The 19,353-nt window shown below is 68.6% G+C and carries 16 protein-coding genes; 11 read left to right on the plus strand and 5 right to left on the minus strand.

What is annotated here, in order from left to right:
- Positions 1-76 precede the first annotated feature (76 nt).
- The 4 genes from ACF8O7_RS15665 (at position 77) to ACF8O7_RS15680 (ending at position 3,563) form a co-directional block, all read left to right on the plus strand.
- Complete coding sequence (locus ACF8O7_RS15665) at positions 77-721, plus strand: glutathione S-transferase family protein (protein ID WP_016448741.1); 645 nt, start codon at positions 77-79, stop codon at positions 719-721.
- Positions 722-863: 142 nt separating this feature from the next.
- Positions 864-2,090, plus strand: coding sequence for a type II secretion system inner membrane protein GspF (gspF, locus tag ACF8O7_RS15670; RefSeq protein WP_126310980.1), 1,227 nt, complete (start codon positions 864-866; stop codon positions 2,088-2,090).
- A 16-nt stretch (positions 2,091-2,106) separates the two neighbouring features.
- A complete protein-coding gene (locus ACF8O7_RS15675; RefSeq protein ID WP_047218876.1) occupies positions 2,107-3,027 on the plus strand; it encodes a 5'-nucleotidase in 921 nt (306 codons plus the stop codon).
- Between the two features lie 62 nt (positions 3,028-3,089).
- Complete coding sequence (locus ACF8O7_RS15680; RefSeq protein WP_392443757.1) at positions 3,090-3,563, plus strand: EF-hand domain-containing protein; 474 nt, start codon at positions 3,090-3,092, stop codon at positions 3,561-3,563.
- Between the two features lie 24 nt (positions 3,564-3,587).
- Here ACF8O7_RS15680 and ACF8O7_RS15685 read toward each other — a convergent pair whose 3' ends face one another.
- The 3 genes from ACF8O7_RS15685 to ACF8O7_RS15695 form a co-directional block, all read right to left on the minus strand.
- The gene (locus ACF8O7_RS15685; protein ID WP_016450864.1) at positions 3,588-4,022 is read right to left on the minus strand and encodes a hypothetical protein; all 435 of its coding nucleotides are present in this window, start codon (positions 4,020-4,022) and stop codon (positions 3,588-3,590) included.
- 155 nt (positions 4,023-4,177) lie between these two features.
- Positions 4,178-4,681: a DUF1854 domain-containing protein gene (locus ACF8O7_RS15690; protein ID WP_016448746.1), complete on the minus strand. Its 504-nt coding sequence runs from the start codon at positions 4,679-4,681 to the stop codon at positions 4,178-4,180.
- 3 nt (positions 4,682-4,684) lie between these two features.
- Positions 4,685-6,979, minus strand: coding sequence for an ABC transporter ATP-binding protein (locus tag ACF8O7_RS15695; protein WP_016448747.1), 2,295 nt, complete (start codon positions 6,977-6,979; stop codon positions 4,685-4,687).
- A 218-nt stretch (positions 6,980-7,197) separates the two neighbouring features.
- Here ACF8O7_RS15695 and cphA (ACF8O7_RS15700) point away from each other — a divergent pair, with 218 nt between their 5' ends.
- The 3 genes from cphA (ACF8O7_RS15700) (at position 7,198) to ACF8O7_RS15710 (ending at position 12,523) form a co-directional block, all read left to right on the plus strand.
- Positions 7,198-9,399, plus strand: coding sequence for a cyanophycin synthetase (gene cphA, locus ACF8O7_RS15700; RefSeq protein WP_016450863.1), 2,202 nt, complete (start codon positions 7,198-7,200; stop codon positions 9,397-9,399).
- Positions 9,400-9,465: 66 nt separating this feature from the next.
- Complete coding sequence (cphA, locus tag ACF8O7_RS15705) at positions 9,466-12,039, plus strand: cyanophycin synthetase (protein ID WP_016448749.1); 2,574 nt, start codon at positions 9,466-9,468, stop codon at positions 12,037-12,039.
- 1 nt (position 12,040) lies between these two features.
- Positions 12,041-12,523, plus strand: coding sequence for a CreA family protein (locus tag ACF8O7_RS15710; RefSeq protein WP_016448750.1), 483 nt, complete (start codon positions 12,041-12,043; stop codon positions 12,521-12,523).
- Between the two features lie 7 nt (positions 12,524-12,530).
- Here the strand turns inward: ACF8O7_RS15710 and ACF8O7_RS15715 are convergent, their stop codons facing one another.
- On the minus strand, positions 12,531-13,436 hold the full coding sequence (locus ACF8O7_RS15715; protein ID WP_034364456.1) for a LysR family transcriptional regulator: 906 nt from the start codon (positions 13,434-13,436) through the stop codon (positions 12,531-12,533).
- Between the two features lie 132 nt (positions 13,437-13,568).
- On the opposite strand from ACF8O7_RS15715, the gene ACF8O7_RS15720 reads away from it, so the two are divergent.
- The 4 genes from ACF8O7_RS15720 (at position 13,569) to ACF8O7_RS15735 (ending at position 17,865) form a co-directional block, all read left to right on the plus strand.
- Positions 13,569-14,651, plus strand: a complete 1,083-nt coding sequence (locus tag ACF8O7_RS15720) for a YeiH family protein (protein WP_016450859.1) — start codon at positions 13,569-13,571, stop codon at positions 14,649-14,651.
- Positions 14,652-14,808: 157 nt separating this feature from the next.
- The gene (locus tag ACF8O7_RS15725; protein ID WP_126310984.1) at positions 14,809-15,270 is read left to right on the plus strand and encodes a MarR family winged helix-turn-helix transcriptional regulator; all 462 of its coding nucleotides are present in this window, start codon (positions 14,809-14,811) and stop codon (positions 15,268-15,270) included.
- Entirely contained in the window at positions 15,267-17,252 is a 1,986-nt protein-coding gene (locus ACF8O7_RS15730; protein ID WP_392443760.1) for an FUSC family protein, read from the plus strand. The genes ACF8O7_RS15725 and ACF8O7_RS15730 overlap by 4 nt, the downstream gene beginning before the upstream one ends.
- Positions 17,253-17,343: 91 nt before the next feature.
- Positions 17,344-17,865: a GNAT family N-acetyltransferase gene (locus ACF8O7_RS15735; RefSeq protein WP_047218881.1), complete on the plus strand. Its 522-nt coding sequence runs from the start codon at positions 17,344-17,346 to the stop codon at positions 17,863-17,865.
- A 44-nt stretch (positions 17,866-17,909) separates the two neighbouring features.
- On the opposite strand, the gene ACF8O7_RS15740 is transcribed toward ACF8O7_RS15735, so the two are convergent.
- On the minus strand, positions 17,910-19,352 hold the full coding sequence (locus tag ACF8O7_RS15740) for an NAD-dependent succinate-semialdehyde dehydrogenase (RefSeq protein WP_016448756.1): 1,443 nt from the start codon (positions 19,350-19,352) through the stop codon (positions 17,910-17,912).
- Between the last annotated feature and the right edge of the window lies 1 nt (position 19,353).

Consider the following 19,353-nt stretch of genomic DNA (forward strand, 5'->3'; position numbering starts at 1 on the left):
CAAAAACTGTCAGCATGGCCTCCTACAGTCGCTCCCATGGCCTTCTCGCCATGCATTCAAACCACTGGGAGCCTTCATGAACGACTCGATCAAGCCTCTGCGCTTTTACTTCCACCCCCGCTCGCGCGCCGTCATCGCGCGCTGGATGCTGGAGGAATGCGGCGCCCGCTATGAGCCCGTGCGGCTGGAATTCGGCAGCACCATGAAGGCTGCCGACTACCTGGCCATCAACCCCATGGGCAAGGTCCCCGCCCTGGTGCATGGCGAGACCGTGATCACCGAACAGGCCGCCATCCTTGCCTATCTGGCCGACATCTTCCCCGAACGAAGGCTCGCGCCGGCCGTGGACAGCCCGCTGCGCGGCGTCTACCACCGCTGGATGTTCTTCCTGGCCGGCCCCGTCGACGCGTTGATGACAGCCAAGAGCCAGGGCCACCTGGAGCAGCAGACGGCCGACCAGGCCATGTCCGCCGGCTATGGCCGCTATGACGACGTGGTGCAGACGCTGCGCCAGGCCGTGGCCGGCAGGCGCTACCTGTGCGGCGACCAGTTCACCGCGGCCGACGTGCTCATGGCCAGCTACCTGCGCTGGGGCACGATGATGAAGCTGCTGCCCGCGCTGCCCGAATTCAGCGATTACGGCCAGCCGCTGATGGAACGCCCGGCCTCGCTGCGCTCCATCCAGCTCAACGAAGCGGACCTGGCCGCCCAGCCGGCATAGGCACCTCCGGGACCTGGGGACGAGGCCCGAGACGGCCTCGCCATCCAGCCGTCACCGGCAGCGGCTACCATCGGGGGTTGGATCGCCGCCTGGCGTTTCCTGAACGCCATCCTTCCCCAGCCCCTCCCGACTCCCGCCGCGCATGCCTGCCTTTTCCTTCGAAGCCCTGGATGCCCAAGGTCAGACCCGCAAGGGCACGATCGAAGCCGACAACGCGCGCGCTGCGCGCAGCCAGCTGCGCGCCCAGGCCCTGGTGCCCATGGCCGTGGAGATCGTGGCCTCGGGGTCCGCGTCCGGCCCGCAGGGTGGCGCCTCGCGCTGGCTGACCCGCCCCGTCCTTGGCTCCACAGGGCTCACCGTGTGGACGCGCCAGATGGCGGGGCTGGTCGGATCAGGACTGCCCATAGAGCGCGCACTGGCCGCGCTGTCCGAAGAAGCCGACGACCCGCGCCAGCGCCACCTGGTGGCCGCGCTGCGCGCCGAGGTCAACGCAGGCTCCACCTTTGCCCGCGCACTGGCCCAGCATCCGCGCGAGTTCTCCGACATCTACTGCGCCGTGATCGGCGCCGGCGAGGCCAGCGGCAGCCTGGGCCCGGTGCTGGAGCGGCTGGCCGACGACCTGGAATCGCGCCAGGCCCTGCAGTCCAAGCTCATTGGCGCAGCCCTGTACCCGGCCATCGTGACCCTGGTGGCCATCGTCATCGTGCTGTTCCTGGTCAGCTACGTGGTGCCCCAGGTGGCCAGCGTGTTCGCGGGCACCAAGCGCGCCCTGCCCTGGCTCACCGTGGCCATGCTGGCGCTCAGCGACTTTGTGCGCAGCTATGGCTGGGTCGCGCTGATCGCCCTGGTGCTGGGCGCCGTGGGATTCCGGCTGTCCATGAAGAACCCCGTGCTGCGCGAGCGCTTCGACGCCTGGTGGCTGCGCCTGCCGCTGATCGGCCGGCTGGCGCGCAACTACAACGCGGCACGCTTTGCCGGCACGCTGGCCATGCTGGCGGGCGCAGGCGTGCCCATTCTCAAGGCCTTGCAGGCCGCCGCCGAAACGCTGGGCAACCGCGCGCTGCGCGCCGATGCCATGGACGCGCTGGCCCTGGTGCGCGAGGGCGCGCCGCTGGCCTCGGCCCTGGCGCAGAAAAAGCGCTTCCCGGGCCTGATCTCCATGTTTGCCCGCCTGGGCGAGCAGACCGGCCAGCTGCCCGTGATGCTGCAGCGCGCGGCCAACCAGCTGTCCACCGAGGTGCAGCGCCGCGCCATGCACCTGGCCACCATCCTGGAGCCGCTGCTGATCGTGGCCATGGGCATGGTCGTGGCCCTGATCGTGCTGGCCGTGCTCATGCCCATCATCCAGCTCAACCAGTTCGTCAAATAGCGACAAGCGCCAAGCCATGCCCGTGACCCTGCAAGACAAGCTGGTCGTTGCCATCTCATCGCGCGCACTGTTCGACTTCGAGGAAGAGAACCGGCTGTTCGATGCGGGCGACGAGCAGGCCTACATGCGCCGCCAGCTGGACCTGGTGCACCAGCCGGCACGCCCGGGCATCGCCTTCCCGCTGGTGCGCAAGCTGCTGGCCTTCAATACGCCCGAAGTGCAGCGCGTGGAGGTGATGATGCTCTCGCGCAACGACCCGGCCAGCGGCATGCGCGTGTTCGCCTCGGCCAAGGCGGCCGACATGCACATAGAGCGCGGCGTGTTCACGCGCGGGCGCGATCCGTTTTCCTACCTGCGGCCGCTGGGCGCCCACCTGTTCCTCTCGGCCAACGAGGTCGATGTGCGCAAGGCCCTGTCCATCGGCTTTCCCGCGGCGCGCGTGATGGTCGACTCCACGCCCGCAGGCGACCGCTACCCGCAGGAAGTGCGCATTGCCTTCGACGGCGATGCCGTGCTGTTCTCCGACGAGGCCGAGCGCATCTACCAGCAAGGCGGGCTGCCGGCCTTTCTGCGCCATGAGGTCTCCCATGCCGCCACGCCCCTGGGAGAAGGGCCATTCAAACCCCTGCTGCAAGCCCTTCACCGGCTTCAGCAGCAGGCGGACTCGTCCCAGACCATGCGCATTCGCACGGCCCTGGTGACGGCGCGCAGTGCGCCGGCGCACGAGCGCGCCATCCGCACATTGCTCGATTGGGGAATCACCGTGGACGAGGCCATGTTCCTCGGCGGCCTGGAAAAAGGCCCCTTCCTGCGCGAGTTCGAGCCGGATTTCTTCTTCGACGACCAATCGGGCCATGTCAGCTCGGCGGCCCGCCATGTGCCCGCAGGCCATGTGAACAGCGGCGTCTCCAATCCGGACGCCGATCCGCTGAAGTAAACAATTGCAAAGGGCGCACAGCCCTGGCTTGCAGACACCGGTTCCATGCCCAAATAGGTGCCATGCATTTTCCCCTCATGAACCGCTCCGCCCTGCTGCGCCGGCCGCCTGTGCTGCAGGCCGCCGCTGCCGTCCTGCTGACCAGCGCCTTCATGCTGCCCGCCGCGCGCGCGCAGGCGGCCGAGACGGCCGACAAGGCGTCCACCGGACAGACCTCGGCCAGCCCGGCGCCATTGACCAAGGGGGAAATCAAGGCCCAGCGCGAATTCAAGATGCTGGACTTCAACAAGGACGGCAAGCTCAGCCGCACCGAAGTGGCGCTGTTCCCGCGCCTGGCGGCGGCCTTCGACGAGGCCGACACCGACAAGGACGGCTACGTCTCCTATGCGGAAGTGCAGGCCTTTGCCGTCAAGTACCGCGCCGAGCGCGACAAGGCGAAGGCCAAGGCGCAGGCCGAAGAGGCAAAGGCCGCCGAGCATGCCGCAGCCGTGTCCGCTGCCAGGGACACGAAGGAAGGCGAAGGCTCAAAGGACTGAGCCTGCGCATTCAGCCACTGACACTCAAAGTCCGCCGGTACGCTTGACCTTGGGTTCCGAATAGGTCAACGGCTCCTCGCGCACCTGCAGCTTGTTGCGGGCCACGTCATCGGCCTTGCTGACCTCCTGGGCCTGCTCCACGGCCATAGCGCTGGCGCGCCACATGGACTGGATGAACTCGATGAGCTGCTTGGAAATCGGCTCCTTGGGCGGCTCCTCGACCTCTTCCTTCTGCTTGATCTCCTCGGCCAGCGTCCAGTCGCGGTTTTCCTGGTCCACCACGGACGGTTTTTCAGGATCGCGAATCACACGGCCTTCTCCGATGCGGTCCGTGGATTCGACAGGATTGGCAGCGTTCACGGGACGCACGGGCACCGCGCCCGACGCGCCGGTGGAGTACAGATCGGCGCTTTGCGGGCGCCACGGTATGGGCGATCGGTCAACAGGTGGAATTGGCATGGCTCGACCCTCTTGCTGGATGTGTGCTGTGGGCGGGAATTTCCCGCCGTCGCCTCATCATCGACAGAACCTGAAAGAACTGAAGCGCTTTTTTTGAAAGACGCCCAGGCCTGCCTCAAACCAAGGGTAAACCCTTAAACCACCCTGACCAGGCGCTAGAGGAAACGCTCCAGCATCTTGCGCGAGGCACGGTCCAGCGCCGTGCTGTCGGGCACGCTGAACTGCACGCCGTCCTGGCTGGTGATCATCAGGTGCGTGCGGCCCGACAGGCGGCGGATATCCTCCTCGGCCTTGAGCACGAGCTGCGCGGGACCGCGGTCGGTCTCCAGGTCCCAGGTGCTGGGCGTGGAATAGCTGGACACCTTGCGGATGCGCTGGATGACGGGCACGAACTCGCGCACGGCCAGATCCTGCTCGATCAGCGTGCGGGCCTGCGCGGGCAGGTGGTCCATGTGGTCCACCCACAGCGCCTCCTTGCCATCGGCACAGACCAGGGACAGGCCTTGCAGCGGCGCGGCAATCGGAAAGGCGCGCACGGGCACCACGGATTCATGGCGCGTGCCGTCGGCCAGGATCAGCACCAGGCGGCCATGGGCGTTGCGCTCCACGCGTACGCGGCTCAGATCGGCGCCGGCGGCGCAATGTTGGGCAGTGGACATGGCTTATTCCTCGATGGTGGTTGCGACCAGGGTCAGGCCTGCGGCCTGGGCATCCTCTTCGGCGCGCCGCGCCTGGGCCTGGTACAGGCGCCAGTAGGCGCCCTGCTTTTCCATCAGTTCGTCGTGCGGCCCCACTTCCACGATCTCGCCCCGGTCCATGACCACGAGGCGGTCTGCCTTGCGCAGCGTGGACAGACGGTGGGCGATGGCAATCGTCGTGCGGCCCTGCACCAGATTGTCCAGCGCCTTCTGGATTTCCTTCTCGGTCTCGGTGTCCACGGCAGAAGTGGCCTCGTCCAGGATCAGGATGCGGGGATCGATCAGCAGCGCGCGCGCGATGGAGATGCGCTGGCGCTCGCCGCCGGACAGGCCCTGGCCACGTTCGCCGACCAGGGAGTCATAGCCGTGCGGCAGGCGCAGGATGAATTCATGGGCATGGGCCGCACGCGCGGCCGCCACGATTTCCTCGCGCGTGGCGTCGGGCTTGCCGTAGGCGATGTTCTCGGCAATGGTGCCGAAGAACAGGAAGGGCTCCTGCAGCACCAGGCCGATGTTGCTGCGGAAGTCCGACACCTTGAGCCGGCGGATATCCACGCCGTCGAGCTGGATGGAGCCTTCGCTCACGTCGTAGAAGCGGCTGATCAGGTTGACCAGGGTGCTCTTGCCCGAGCCGCTGTGGCCGACCAGGCCGATCATTTCACCCGGGCGAATCTGCAGATCCAGGTTCTTGATGACGGCGCGGCTGCCGTAGCGGAAGGTCAGGTTGTCCAGCGTGATGGCACCCTGCACGCGCGGCAGCTTGACCGGGTTGACCGGGTCGGGCACGTTGCTCACGTGGTCCAGGATGTCGAAGATGCGCTTGGCGCCGGCTGCCGCCTTCTGTGTGACCGAGACGATGCGGCTCATCGAATCCAGGCGGCTGTAGAAGCGGCCGATGTAGGCGATGAAGGCCGTCAGGATACCGACCGTGATCTGGCCGCCCGCCACCAGCCAGATGCCGAAGCCCCAGACCACCAGCAGGCCGATCTCGGTCAGCAGCGTCACCGTGGGCGTGAACAGCGACCAGGTCTTGTTGACCTTGTCGTTGGCCTGCAGGTTGACCAGATTGGCCTGGGCGAAGCGGTCGGCCTCGCGCTTTTCCTGGGCGAAGGCCTTGACCACACGGATGCCGGGAATGGTGTCGGCCAGCACATTGGTCACCTCGGACCAGACGCGGTCGATCTTCTCGAAGCCCGTGCGCAGGCGGTCACGCACCAGGTGGATCATCCAGGCGATGAAGGGCAGCGGCACCAGGGTGACCAGGGCCAGCCATGGATTGATGGAGAACAGGATGACCGAGGTCATCACGATCATCAGCACATCGGTCGCAAAATCCAGCGCGTTCAAGGATAGAAACAAATTGATGCGATCTGTTTCCGCCCCGATGCGCGCCATCAGGTCGCCCGTGCGTTTGCTGCCGTAGTAGTCCAGCGACAGCGTCAGCAGGTGGTTGTAGGTGGTCGTGCGCAGGTCCGAGCCAATGCGCTCGGAGACCTTGGCCAGCACGAAGGTGCGCGCCCAGCCCAGGCCCCAGGCCACCAGGGCCGCAGCCAGCAGGCCGCTCAGGTAGAAGACCACCAGGCTGCTGTCGATCTGCTGCCCGTTCTGGAACGGGATCAGGATCTTGTCCACGATGGGAATCGTCAGGTAGGGCGCCACCAGGGTGGCGCCCGTGGAGGCCAGGGTCAGCAAAAAGCCCAGCAGCAGCTGGTGCCGGTAGGGATGGGCAAAGCGCCACAGGCGCAGCAGCACCCAGGTGGAGGTCTGCGGACCCTGCTGGCGCGCGCAGGCCGGGCATTCGTCGGCCTCGGGCGGCAGCTCGGTCTGGCAGGCCGGGCAGCGGGGCACATCGTCCTCGGGCCCGTCGAAGTCCTCGCCGCGCGCCATGCGCTCACGCTGGTGATCGAACTGTTGCAGCAGGCGCAATACGCCCGCCTGGTGGCGCAAGGTGAAGCGCCACAGCGCCAGCCGAGCCGCAGGACCATGCAATTCGAGGTTGCCCACGCCGCCGTGGTCCAGCGTACGCAAATTCTGATCGACCGAGAGTATCCACTCACTCCATCGCTGATCCTCAGGATCACAGGCGATGAGGCGCTGGTTGGTCAGGACAACCCAGCCTTCGCCGAAGCGCATATCCAGGGTCAGGTCAACCGTGGCGAGGGCCAGCACGTTTTCATTGGAAGCGAGCCTGGCTCGCAGCTCAGCCCCGCGGGGGCTGGCAAGGAAGGCCGAAACGTCCACAGAATGGTGTTCTTGCATGTTGAGTTGTTTTTCCCGCCCCTGGCGGCTCCTGGTGTCATGCGGGCAACCGCAGCTCCCCGGTGGATATCCCGCGCGTTGCACGGCATACCCTGCTCAACGCGCCAACCCTGGTTTAGGCTGACAACACTGCGCATGGGTTTTCTGGGCGCACAATCCTCTCCCATTCTCCGGCGATCCGAATCCGGGTCGTCGTTCACGCTTACCCGTTGACCGACATGGCGAAATTCAAAGACATCCAACTCTTGCGCACCACCTACCTGCGTGGACCCAGCGTCTGGACCTACCGTCCCGTGCTGGAGGTCTGGCTGGATCTGGGCGAGCTGGAGGACTATCCCTCGAACAAGCTTCCCGGTTTCAACGAGCGCCTGACGGCCTGGCTGCCCGACCTGGTCGAGCACCACTGCGGCGTGGGCGAGCGCGGCGGCTTCATCCAGCGCCTGGAAGGCGGCACCTGGTGCGGCCACGTGCTGGAGCACATCATCATCGAGCTGCTGAACCTGGCGGGCATGCCTGCCGAGTTCGGCCAGACCCGCGAGATCTCGCAGCGCGGCGTGTACCGCATGGTCTTCCGCTGCCCCGAGGAAACCGTGGCGCGCACGGCCCTGGCCCATGGCCACAGGCTGATCATGGCCGCCATCAATGACGAGCCCTTCGACCTGAAGGCCGCCATCAAGGCCATCAAGACCGAGATCAACGACCGCTACCTGGGCCCGAGCACGGGCTGCATCGTCGATGCGGCCGGCGAGCGCCGCATCCCCCACATCCGCCTCAATGACGGCAACCTCGTGCAACTGGGCTATGGCGCCGCGCAGCGCCGCATCTGGACCGCCGAGAGCGACCAGACCAGCGCCATCGCCGAGGGCATTGCCCAGGACAAGGACTTCACCAAGCGCCTGCTGGCCGCCTGCGGCGTGCCCGTGCCCGAAGGCCAGATCGTCCACAGCCCCGAGGAAGCCTGGGAAGTGGCGCAGGACATCGGCTTTCCCGTCACCGTCAAGCCCTCGGACGGCAACCACGCACGCGGCGTGACGCTGGACCTGCGCGACGAGGCCGACATCAAGGCCGCCTTCGCGCTGGCCCAGCCCGAAGGCTCGGACGTCATCGTCGAACGCTTCATCGACGGCACCGAGCACCGCATCCTGGTGGTGGGCGGCAAGGTGGTTGCCGCCTGCCGTGGCGAGACCGTGAGCGTGGCCGGCAATGGCAAGTCCACGGTTCGCGAACTGGTCGCCGTGGTCAACCAGGACCCGCGTCGCGGCCCCGAGCAGGAATACCCGCTGGACTGGATCAACCTCGAAGCCCCGGCCGTGAAGCTGGAACTCAAGCGCCAGAACGTCACGCCCGACACCATTCCTGCCCAGGGCACCAGCGTGCTGCTGCAGCGCAACGGCAACATGGCCATCGACTGCACCGACGAAGTCCATCCCGAAGTGGCCTACATGGCCACGCTGGCCGCCAAGATCGTGGGCCTGGACATCGCGGGCATGGACATGATCCTGCAGGACGTCTCGCGCCCCATGAAGGAGCAGGGCGGCGCCATCCTCGAAGTCAACGCCGGCCCCGGCCTGCTGATGCATCTGAAGCCCACCAGCGGCGCGCCGCGCCCCGTGGGCATGGCCATCGCCGACCACCTGTTCCCGCGCACCGAAGAGGGCACGGGCGCCGGCCGCATCCCCCTGGTCGGCATTGCCGGCACGCGCAACAACGGTTTCACGGCCCGCCTGGTGGGCTGGCTGCTGCAGTTGTCGGGCAAGCTCACGGGCGTGGCCAGCAGCGAAGGCATGTTCCTGTCCAACCGCCAGACCCAGAAGACCAATACCGCCAACTGGGCCGGCGCCCACCGCCTGCTGACCAACCGCCTGGCCCAGGCCGCCGTCATCCAGACCACGGCCCGCTCCATCCTGGAGGAAGGCCTGGCCTACGACCGCTGTCTGGTCGGCGTGGTCACCGACATGGACGGCTTCGAGCAGTTGCCCGACCATGACGTGCACGAGCAGTCGCAGATGACGCGCGTGATGCGCACCCAGATCGACGTGGTGCTGGACGAAGGCGCGGGCGTGCTCAATGCCGACATCGAACAGGTGGCCGACCTGGCCCGCCTGTGCGACGGCGAGGTGCTGTTCTATTCGATGCAGGCAGACAGCCCCGTGGTCGCGGCCCACCGTTGCGAGAGCGAAGGCCGTGCCGTCTTCGTGCGCGGCAACCAGGTGATCCTGGCCACGGGCGCCGCCGAGCGCGTGCTGGGCACGCTGGACGCGCTGAGCCTGCCCGGTGGCCTGCGCCCGGACACGCCGGCCCTGCTCGCTGCCATTGCCGCGGCGTGGTCCATGGACATTGCCCCCGACCTCATCGTCGCCGGCATCAAGACCTTCGACTACACGCCGGCCGCCGCTGCGGTTTCCACCGCCGCCGCCTGAGCCCGACCACACGATGACATGCAGGCAGGCCCGGCGACGCGGGCCTGCCCTCCGAAAGAAGACACTATGCAGATCACCCGCATCCGAGCCCTGCGCGGCCCCAATCTCTGGACCCGCAGCACCGCCATCGAAGCCATCGTGCAATGCGAGCCCGGCGACTGTGACTACTCGGCCCTGGCAGGGTTCGAGGACCGGCTGCGCGCACGCTTTCCCAAGATCGGCACGCTGCAGCCGCACGGTGCCGACCAGCGCCTGTCGCTGGCCCATGTGCTGGAAGTGGCGGCCCTGTCGCTGCAGGCCCAGGCCGGCTGCCCCGTGACCTTCAGCCGCACGCACGAGACCGTGGAAGCCGGCACCTACCAGGTGGTGGTGGAGTACACCGAGGAATCCGTGGGCCGCCTGGCCATGGAACAGGCCGGTGCGCTGCTGCAGTCGGCACTGGCCGACACGCCCTTCGACGCCGACAAGGTGGTGGCCGAGCTGCGTGAACTCGACGAGGACGAGCGCATCGGCCCCTCCACAGGCTCCATCGTCGATGCGGCCGTGGCGCGCGGCATTCCCATCCGCCGCCTGACCTCGGGCTCGCTGGTGCAACTGGGCTGGGGCTCCAAGGCCCGCCGCATCCAGGCCGCAGAGCTGGACCAGACCAGCGCCGTGGCCGAATCCATCGCCCAGGACAAGGACCTGACCAAGCGCCTGCTGCACGCCGCCGGCGTGCCCGTGCCGCTGGGCCGCCCCGTCAAGGACGTGGAAGAAGCCTGGCTCGTGGCCCAGGAAGTGGGACTGCCCGTGGTGGTCAAGCCCCAGGACGGCAACCAGGGCAAGGGCGTGGTGGTCAACATCACCACGCACGAGCAGCTCAAGGCCGCCTTCGCCACCGCCTCGGAATTCGGCGACGACATCATGGTCGAACGCTTCCTTCCCGGCCATGACTTCCGCCTGCTGGTGGTCGGCGGCCAGCTGGTGGCCGCTGCGCGCCGCGAGCCGCCCCAGGTGCTGGGCGACGGCCAGCACACCATCCGCGAACTGGTCGAGCTGGTCAACCAGGACCCGCGCCGCGGCTCGGGCCACGGCACGGCGCTGACCAAGATCCGCCTGGACGACATCGCCATCGCGCGCATCGCCACCGAAGGCCTCACGCCCGAATCCGTGCCGGCCCAGGGCCAGCGCGTGGTGCTGCGCAACAACGCCAACCTGTCCACGGGCGGCAGCGCCACCGATGTGACGGACGACGTGCACCCCGACATCGCCGCGCGCGCCGTCGAGGCCGCCCAGACCATCGGCCTGCACATCTGCGGCGTGGACGTGGTCTGCGAGACCATGCTGCGCCCGCTGGAGGAGCAAAACGGCGGCATCGTCGAAGTCAACGCCGCGCCGGGCCTGCGCATGCACCTGGCGCCGTCCTTCGGCAAGCCCCGCAACGTGGGCGTGCCCATGGTCGATGAGCTGTTCGCACCCGGCCAGGATGGCCGCATCCCGCTGGTGGCCGTCACCGGCACCAATGGCAAGACCACGACCACGCGCCTGATCGCCCACCTGTTCACCTCGCATGGCTGGCGCACGGCCATGACCAATACCGACGGCGTCTACGTCAACGGCCGCCAGATCGACAGCGGCGACTGCTCGGGCCCGCGCAGCGCGCGCAACGCCCTGGCCCACCCCGAGACCGATGCGGCCGTGCTCGAATGCGCACGCGGCGGCATCCTGCGCGAAGGGCTGGGCTTCGACCGCTGCCAGGTGGCCGTGGTCACCAACGTGGGCGCGGGCGACCATCTGGGCCTGAACTACATCACCACGGTGGAAGACGTGGCCGTGCTCAAGCGCGTCATCGTGCAGAACGTGGCCGCCGACGGCTATGCCGTGCTCAACGCCGCCGACCCGTTGGTCGCCGCCATGGCCTCCACCTCGCCGGGCAAGGTCATCTACTTCGCGGCCGACCGCCACCATCCCGTGATGGCCACGCACCGCGCCCAGGGCAACCGCGTGGTCTACGTGGACGGCGACAGCATCGTTGCGGCCGAAAGTTCGTGGCGCGAGACCATCGCCCTGCGCGAGATCCCCATCACGCGCAACGGCACCATCACCTTCCAGGTGGAGAACGTCATGGCCGCCATCGCCGCCGCCTGGGGCGTGGGCCTGCCGTGGCAGACCATCCGCCGCGGGCTGGCCGGCTTCGTCAACGACAGCGACAACGCCCCCGGACGCTTCAACGTCATGGACTACCGTGGCGCCACGCTGATCGCCGACTACGGCCACAACCCCGACGCCATCCGCGCCCTGGTGCAGGCCGTGGATGCCATGCCGGCCCAGCGCCGCAGCGTGGTCATCAGCGGCGCGGGCGACCGCCGCGACCAGGACATCACCGAGCAGACACAGATCCTGGGCAAGGCCTTCGACGACGTCATCCTCTACCAGGATGCCTGCCAGCGCGGCCGCGCCGACGGTGAAGTCCTGGCCCTGCTGCAGCAAGGCCTGCAAGGCGCACCGCGCACCGACTACGTGACCCAGATCCAGGGTGAGTTCAACGCCATCGACCACGCGCTGGCGCGGCTGACGCCCGGCGACCTGTGCCTGGTGCTGGTGGACCAGGTCGAGGAAGCCCTCGAACACCTGCGCCGCCATGTGGCGGGTGAGGCCTGACATGAACGGCCGCGCCTTGCTCACGGCCGCTCTGGCCACGCTGCTGCTGGGCGCCTGCGGTGCGCGCGCCGAGCAGGTGGGCGCGGTGGACACGGTGTTCAAGTTCATAGGCCCGGACCACAAGATCGTGGTCGATGCCTATGACGATCCCAAGGTGGCGGGCGTGACCTGCTATGTCTCGCGCGCCAAGACCGGCGGCATCAAGGGCGGCCTGGGCCTGGCCGAGGACCGCGCCGAAGCCTCGATCAGCTGCGTGCAGACCGGACCCATCCAGATCCCTGCGCCGCTCAAGCAGCAGGACGAGGTGTTCACCGAACGCATCTCGCTGCTGTTCAAGCGCCTGCGCGTGGTGCGCATGGTCGATGCGCAGCGCAACACCCTGGTCTACATGACCTACTCGGACCGCGTGATCGAAGGCTCGCCGCAGAACAGCGTCACGGCCGTGCCCGTGCCGCGCAACACGCCGATACCGCTGCAAAAGTAGCCTGGGCTCATTCCTGCGCCTGGGACCTGCAGGCCTGCACGAAGGCCGCCAGCGCAGGCGAGCGGCGCTTGCCTGCCCGCTGCACCAGCGAGAAATCGCGCCACATGCGCGGCAGCGTGGTCGGCAGCACGGCCAGTTCTCCTGACACGACCAGGGCCTGCACCAGCACGCGCGACAGGCAGCTGATGCCCAGGCCCTGGGCCACGCAGCGCGCTATGGCCTCGGAGCTGCCCAGCGTGGCGGCGGCCGGCAGCTGGTGCAGATGCGGCAGCAAGGCATGCTCCACCATCTCGCGCGTGCCCGAGCCCGGCTCGCGCAGCAGCCAGCGCGCACCGCGCAAGGCGGCCACGCCCAGCGGGCGCTGGCCGGCAGCCTGCACCAGCGGGTCCTGTGCTGCGGCCACGATGACGAGTTCGTCACGCATCCAGGGCTCGACCTCCAGCCCGGGCCAGTGGCTGGTGCCCTCGATCAGGCCCAGGTCCACGTCCAGCGATTCCACGGCCTGGCCCACCTCGCGCGTGTTGGCGATCTGCAGGTCCACGCTCAGGTGCGGATGGCTGCGCGCCAGGTGCGCGAGCACGGCTGGCAGCGCATAGGTGCCTATGGTGGTGCTGGCTGCCACGCGCAGACGCACGGGCAGGCTGGCGGCCCGCACCGAAAACGCCTGCTCTATGCCCCTGGCCTGCTCCAGCAGCGCCAGCGCCTCGGGCAGCAGGGCGCGGCCCGCGTCGTTGAGCGCCAGCCGCCGGCCCACGCGCTCGAACAGCTGGGCGCCCATGGCCTGCTCCAGCTGCTGCAGCGCGGCGCTGGTGGCCGACTGCGACAGGGCCACGGCGTCGGCCGCCGCCACGGTGGAGCCGGCCTGGGCGACGGCGCAGAAGATTTCAAGTTGGCGCAGGGTGAGGTGCAGCATGGCGTGCAGTCTGGACGAGGCATCAACCTGTTTCCCCGGTTGATGCTACAAAAACTATTCGTTATACGAATATAGCCAAGAAATCTAAAGTGCCTCCCATGCACCGCGCTCCTGACGCGGCGCGCAGGCACCATGAACACCACTTCCCTCCCACGCTCCTCCCTCCCTGGCTGGCTTCGCCATTTGACCGAGCTTGCGCCCGGCCTGCTGCTGGCAGGCGCCATTGCCGCAGCCGCCACCTGGGGCGCACGCCAGCCCCTGCTGGCCGGCTCGGGCCTGAGCGCGCTGACGCTGGCCATCTGCATCGGCCTGGTCATCGGCAACACCGTCTATCCGCGCCTGGCGCCCAGCTGCCATGCCGGCGTGGGCCTGGCCAAGCAGCGCCTGCTGCGCGCGGGCATCGTGCTCTACGGCCTGCGGCTGACCTTCCAGGACATAGGCCATGTGGGCATGGCCGGCGTGGTGGTCGATGCCCTGGTGCTGGGCAGCACCTTCTTGCTGGCGCAGTGGCTGGGCCGCCGCGTCTTCGGGCTGGATGCGCGCACCACGGTGCTGATCGGCGCGGGCAGCTCCATCTGTGGCGCCGCTGCCGTGCTGGCCACCGAACCCGTGATCAAGGGCCGTGCCGAAGACGTGGCCGTGGCCGTGGCCACCGTGGTGGTCTTCGGGACCGTGGGCACCTTCCTCTATCCCGCGCTGTTCCACTGGAACGCTGCCCACGGCTGGCTGGACATGTCGCCTGCGCAGTACGGGCTGTACGTGGGCTCCACCGTGCATGAGGTGGCCCAGGTCGTGGCCGCCGGCGAAGCCATTGCGCCCGAAGCCGCCGACGTGGCGGTGATCTCCAAGATGGTGCGCGTGATGATGCTGGCCCCCTTCCTGCTGCTGCTGTCCATGGCGGTGGCGCGCGGCAACCGCAGCAGCCAGGTGAGCGACGGCCAGCCGCGCCGCATCACCATTCCCTGGTTCGCGCTGGGCTTCGTCGCCATGGCCGGCGTGAACTCGCTGGGCGTGCTGCCCGCTGCCGTGGTACAGGTGGGCGTGCAGCTGGACAACGCGCTGCTGGCCGTGGCCATGGCGGCCCTGGGCCTGACCACCCATGTCCGCGCCGTGCGTGCCGCAGGCACGAAGCCCCTGCTGCTGGCCGCCTTGCTTTTCGCATGGCTGCTGGTAGCGGGCCTGCTCTTCAACCGCTGGGTGCCCGGCCTGCTCTGAAGCTGCCAGCATCCATCGACCGGCCCTGCGAGCCATCGTCTCGCAGGGCCTTTTTCATGGACGGCCTGCCTTCCAGAGCAAGGGAATACCCTTAAATCAAATGCAGGAACAATTAATTTGCAATGCAAATTAATTGAACTACAAAGATAATCGAGGCATGTCCTTTGCCTCTGCCCCTCCCCGCGCCCGTCTCGGCTTTCTCATGGTCACCCTGGTACGCCAATGGCGCCGCCAGGTCGAGGAACAACTGCTGGCCGACGGCCTGACCGACGCCACCTGGGCGCCGCTGATCCACCTGCGCGCCTGGGGCGATGACGTCACGCAAAAGGAACTGGCCGAGCGCGTGGGGCTGGATGGCTCCAGCCTGGTGCGCCTGCTCGATATTCTGGAAGGCCATGGATGGGTGGAGCGCCGCGCCGACCCCGGTGACCGGCGCAGCAAGCGCATCTTCCTGACCGATGAAGGCAACGGCGCCGTGGACCGCGTGCGCGCCACCATGCTGCAGGCCGAGCTGGCCATGCTGCAGGACCTGGACGATGCCGAGGTCGAGGCCATGCTGGCCGGCATGGCCAAGATCCAGGCGCGCATGGGCGCGCTGCGCACGGAAGGCGCGCCATGAGCGCACTCCACGATGCCTATGGCCGCCTGCTGCAGGCCTCGGCCCGCTGGGGTTTCGACCCCGTGCGCCTGCGCCAGCACCTGCGCACGGCCTTCGCCGCCTGCCTGGCCTTGCTGGCCGCCTGGCAGCTGGGGCTGGAGCATCCGCAGTGGGCCGCCATGGCCACCTGGGCCGCATCCCAGCCGCTGCGCGGGCAACTACTCGAAAAAAGCTTTTTCCGGGTCGCAGGCACCGTGGCCGGCACGGCCGTCGGCGTGGGCCTGGTGCTGCTGGCCCAGGGCAATCTGCTGTGGCTGGTGCTGGGCCTGGCCGTCTGGCTGGGCCTGTGTGCGGGCGTGGGCAATCTGCAGCGCAGCTTCGTGGCCTACGGCACCATGCTGGCCGGCTATTCGGCAGCCATGGTGGCGCTGCTGGACTTCGCCCATCCCGAGCAGGTCTTCGCCCTGGGCTGGGACCGGCTGTTCACGGCGCTGACCGGCGTGTTCGCAGCCTTGCTCGTGGGCTGGCTGTTCACGCCCAAGGGCAGCGGCATTCCCGGCAATGCCGAGGTACGCCAGCTGTTTGCCCGGCTGCTGCGCGATCTGGCCGACAGCCTGCAGGCGCGCGGCCGTTCGTCACTGGGCTCGCAGGAGATCGCCGCCCGCCTGCTGGCCATGGCGGTGATCGAGGAGGGGCTGGACCCGCACGCCGCAGGATCGCAGCGCTCGCGCGAGGCCGTGCACGCGCTGCGCCGACTCATGAATGCCCAGATCTCGGCCCTGCTGTGGCTGCGTGACGCGCCGTCGCAGGAGCCGCCTGCGGCCTTTGGCGAGGCGCAGGCCCTGGCCGCCGCGCAGGCGCTGCGCGAAGCCGCCGTGGCGCTGGAGACGCGCGTGCAGTTGCACGAGGCCACGGCGGCCCTGATACGCGCACGCGAGTCCGCCGCAACCTGGCCCGGCGCGGCCGACATGCTGGCCCCGATGGGCTTTGCGCTGCAGGCCCACCTGGCCGCCACCCATGACGTGGCCCTGCCGCCCGGCCACCGCGCGCGCCAATGGCCCGTGGTGCTGCACAGCGATTGGCTGGGCGCGCGCCGCGCCATGCTGCGTGCCAGCGCGGCCATCGCCATCGTGGGCCTGCTGTGGGTGGTGACGGGCTGGAGCGGCGGTGCCTACATGCTGCTGGGCATGTCCATCATGCTGACCGTGTTCTCGGGCTTCGAGAACCCTTCGGCCACCATGCGCCATGTGACCCTGGGCCAGGCCATGGGCGTGCTGGTGGCCCTGGCCTGCCAGTGGCTGGTCTGGCCGTTCGCCAGCAGCCAGGCGGGCCTGGTGTGGCTGATGCTGCCCTTCGTCTTCGTGGGCGCGCTGCTGTTCTCCCACCAGCGCACCATGCTGTCGGGCTATGACTGCAACATGGTGCTGCTGCTCCTGCTGCAGCCCCACTACCCGCAGACGGCCAGCTTCGGACATGCGCTGGCCCTGGGGCTGGCCGTGGTGTCCGGGCCGCTGGCCGGCTGGGCGGCCTACCGCTTCATCCTGCCGGTCACGCTGCAGGGCCGGCTGCAAAGCCTGCGCTCCATGATGGTCCACGAACTGCAGGATATGGCCGCCACGCCCGGCCATGCGCGCGATGGCCGCATCTGGCGCGCCCGCCTGTACCACCGGCTGCTGCGCCTGGTGCGCATGTCGGAGCAGGCCGGAGGGCAGCTGGGTGCGCAGGCAGCGGAGTGCGGCCTGGCCGCCCTGCATGTGGGCCGCGCCATCCAGGCGCTGCACCAGCTGTCCGGGGAAGCGGCCCTGGGCGACGGCACGGCCCGCGCCGTGCGCGCCGCGCTGCTGCGCCTGCAGCGGCTGCAGCAGGCGCCCGGCCAGTGCCCGCCGCTTTTGCGCGCGCTGGCGCAGCGCGTGGCCGAACGCCACCCCGACCAAGCCCGCCAGCTGCGCCATGCCGCGCATGAGATCGCGCAGCACGAAGCCTTCTTCCGCAATGCCGGCTGAAGCACGGGCCCATGCCAGAATGAACGGCTAAGGCCGGCCCAGGCCGGCAGCGCCCCACGCTCTCTGTCCCCCTGTTGCGAGGAAAGCATCCATGACGTGGAGCGACACCACCATCACCTCACAGCGCCTGGCGCTGCGCCCCTTCACTGCCGCCGATGCCGATGAGGCCTTTGCCTGCATCACGCCCACGTTGACGCGCTACCTGTCGTTCGAGCCGCCATCGGCGCCTGCCGATTTCGAGGCGGTCTGGCGCGGATGGCTGCGGGAGATCGCAGCCGGCACGGACTTCAACTTCACGCTGCGCGAGCGCGCGTCAGGCCGATTCACCGGCCTGCTGGGCCTGCACCGCGCGCGCGATGCCGAGCCCGAACTCGGCATATGGATACGCGAGGACGCGCATGGCCAGGGCCATGGCCGCGAGGCCGTTGCCGCCCTGGCCGCCTGGGCCGCGGAAACCTTCGCCCCGCAGTCCTTCAGCTACCCGGTGGCCGAGGCCAACACGGCCAGCCGGCGCATCGCCGAAGGATTGGGCGGGGTCGTCGTGGAGCAGCAGCAGCGGCCCAAGTACGCGGCCGTCATCTACCGCATTCCCGCGCGCAAGCCGCACCCATGAAAAACGGCCCCCTCAGGGGCCGTTCATCGTTCAGCCGGCCATGATCACACGGCGGCAATGGACACGGCCTTGGAGACCAGGTAGGCCTCCAGCGCCTCGGGGCCGCCTTCGGAGCCGTAGCCCGAGTCCTTGATGCCGCCGAACGGCATCTCGGCCGAGGCCACGGCCGGCTGGTTGATCCACAGCATGCCGGCCTCGACCTGCTGCGCCAGCTGGTGAGCGGTCTTGATGGAGCGCGTGAACGCATAGGCGGCCAGGCCATAGGACAGGCGGTTGGCCTCGGCGATGGCATCGCCCAGATCGTCGAAGCCGCGGATGGCAGCCACGGGGCCGAAAGGCTCCTGGTTGAAGATCTCGGCGCTCAGCGGCACATCGCCCAGCACCGTGGGTGCAAAGTAGTTGCCCTTGTCGCCCAGGGAGCCGCCGCCCGTGAGCAGCTTGGCGCCCTGCTTTTGCGCGTCCTCGATGAAATGGGCCAGTGCGGTGACGCGGCGCGGATTGGCCAGCGGGCCCATCTGCGTGCCCTGCACCAGGCCATCGCCGACCTTGAGGCCCTCGGCATGCGCCACCATGGCGCGTGTGAACTCCTCGCGCACGCTGTTGTGCACCAGAAAGCGCGTGGGCGAGATACAGACCTGGCCTGCATTGCGGAACTTGGCCGCCCCCGCCGCCTTGACGGCCAGCGCCACGTCGGCATCCTCGGCCACGATGACCGGCGCGTGGCCGCCCAGCTCCATGGTCGAGCGCTTCATGTGCTGGCCGGCCAGCGCCGCCAGCTGCTTGCCCACGGGCGTGGAACCCGTGAACGTGACCTTGCGGATCACGGGATGGGCGATCAGGTAGGAGGAAATCTGGGCCGGATCGCCGAACACCAGGCCCACCACCCCGGCCGGCACGCCGGCATCGACAAAGCACTTGAACAGGGCGGCAGGCGCAGCCGGCGTTTCCTCGGGCGCCTTGCACAGGAAGGAGCAGCCCGTGGCCAGCGCCGCGCCGATCTTGCGCACGATCTGGTTGACGGGGAAGTTCCAGGGCGTGAAGGCGGCTACGGGACCCACGGGCTCCTTGATCACCAGCTGCTGCACCTCGGGACGGCGCGAGGGCACGATGCGGCCATACACGCGCAGCGCCTCGTCGGCAAACCATTCGATGATGCCCACGCCGGCCAGGATCTCGCCCTTGGCCTCGGCCAGCGGCTTGCCCTGCTCCTGCGTCAGCAGGGCGGCGATCTCGTCGGCCCGGTCCTTGAGCAGGGCTGCGGCACGGCGCATGGCGGCGCCGCGCTCATGGGCGGAGACCTTGCGCCAGGTCTCGAAGCCGCGCTGAGCGGCGGCCAGCGCACGGTCCAGGTCGGCTACGTCGGCATGGGCCACATGGCCGATGACCTCGCCGCTGGCCGGATTGCGCACGGGAATCTTCCTGCCGCTGGCGGCGTCCTGCCATTGGCCGTCGATCAGGAGTTGGGTGTCGGAGTAGGAGTGGCTCATG

The organism is Delftia sp. WSY_16 (assembly GCF_043104415.1).
Taxonomy (GTDB): Bacteria; Pseudomonadota; Gammaproteobacteria; order Burkholderiales; family Burkholderiaceae_C; genus Comamonas; species Comamonas tsuruhatensis.

Bases quoted from the DNA above. Each gene is read 5' to 3' on its own strand.
- ACF8O7_RS15665 (WP_016448741.1), top strand. From the start codon at position 77: ATGAACGACTCGATCAAGCCTCTGCGCTTTTACTTCCACCCCCGCTCG.
- gspF (WP_126310980.1), top strand. From the start codon at position 864: ATGCCTGCCTTTTCCTTCGAAGCCCTGGATGCCCAAGGTCAGACCCGC.
- ACF8O7_RS15675 (WP_047218876.1), top strand. From the start codon at position 2,107: ATGCCCGTGACCCTGCAAGACAAGCTGGTCGTTGCCATCTCATCGCGC.
- ACF8O7_RS15680 (WP_392443757.1), top strand. From the start codon at position 3,090: ATGCATTTTCCCCTCATGAACCGCTCCGCCCTGCTGCGCCGGCCGCCT.
- ACF8O7_RS15685 (WP_016450864.1), bottom strand. From the start codon at position 4,022: ATGCCAATTCCACCTGTTGACCGATCGCCCATACCGTGGCGCCCGCAA.
- ACF8O7_RS15690 (WP_016448746.1), bottom strand. From the start codon at position 4,681: ATGTCCACTGCCCAACATTGCGCCGCCGGCGCCGATCTGAGCCGCGTA.
- ACF8O7_RS15695 (WP_016448747.1), bottom strand. From the start codon at position 6,979: ATGCAAGAACACCATTCTGTGGACGTTTCGGCCTTCCTTGCCAGCCCC.
- cphA (WP_016450863.1), top strand. From the start codon at position 7,198: ATGGCGAAATTCAAAGACATCCAACTCTTGCGCACCACCTACCTGCGT.
- cphA (WP_016448749.1), top strand. From the start codon at position 9,466: ATGCAGATCACCCGCATCCGAGCCCTGCGCGGCCCCAATCTCTGGACC.
- ACF8O7_RS15710 (WP_016448750.1), top strand. From the start codon at position 12,041: ATGAACGGCCGCGCCTTGCTCACGGCCGCTCTGGCCACGCTGCTGCTG.
- ACF8O7_RS15715 (WP_034364456.1), bottom strand. From the start codon at position 13,436: ATGCTGCACCTCACCCTGCGCCAACTTGAAATCTTCTGCGCCGTCGCC.
- ACF8O7_RS15720 (WP_016450859.1), top strand. From the start codon at position 13,569: ATGAACACCACTTCCCTCCCACGCTCCTCCCTCCCTGGCTGGCTTCGC.
- ACF8O7_RS15725 (WP_126310984.1), top strand. From the start codon at position 14,809: ATGTCCTTTGCCTCTGCCCCTCCCCGCGCCCGTCTCGGCTTTCTCATG.
- ACF8O7_RS15730 (WP_392443760.1), top strand. From the start codon at position 15,267: ATGAGCGCACTCCACGATGCCTATGGCCGCCTGCTGCAGGCCTCGGCC.
- ACF8O7_RS15735 (WP_047218881.1), top strand. From the start codon at position 17,344: ATGACGTGGAGCGACACCACCATCACCTCACAGCGCCTGGCGCTGCGC.
- ACF8O7_RS15740 (WP_016448756.1), bottom strand. From the start codon at position 19,352: ATGAGCCACTCCTACTCCGACACCCAACTCCTGATCGACGGCCAATGG.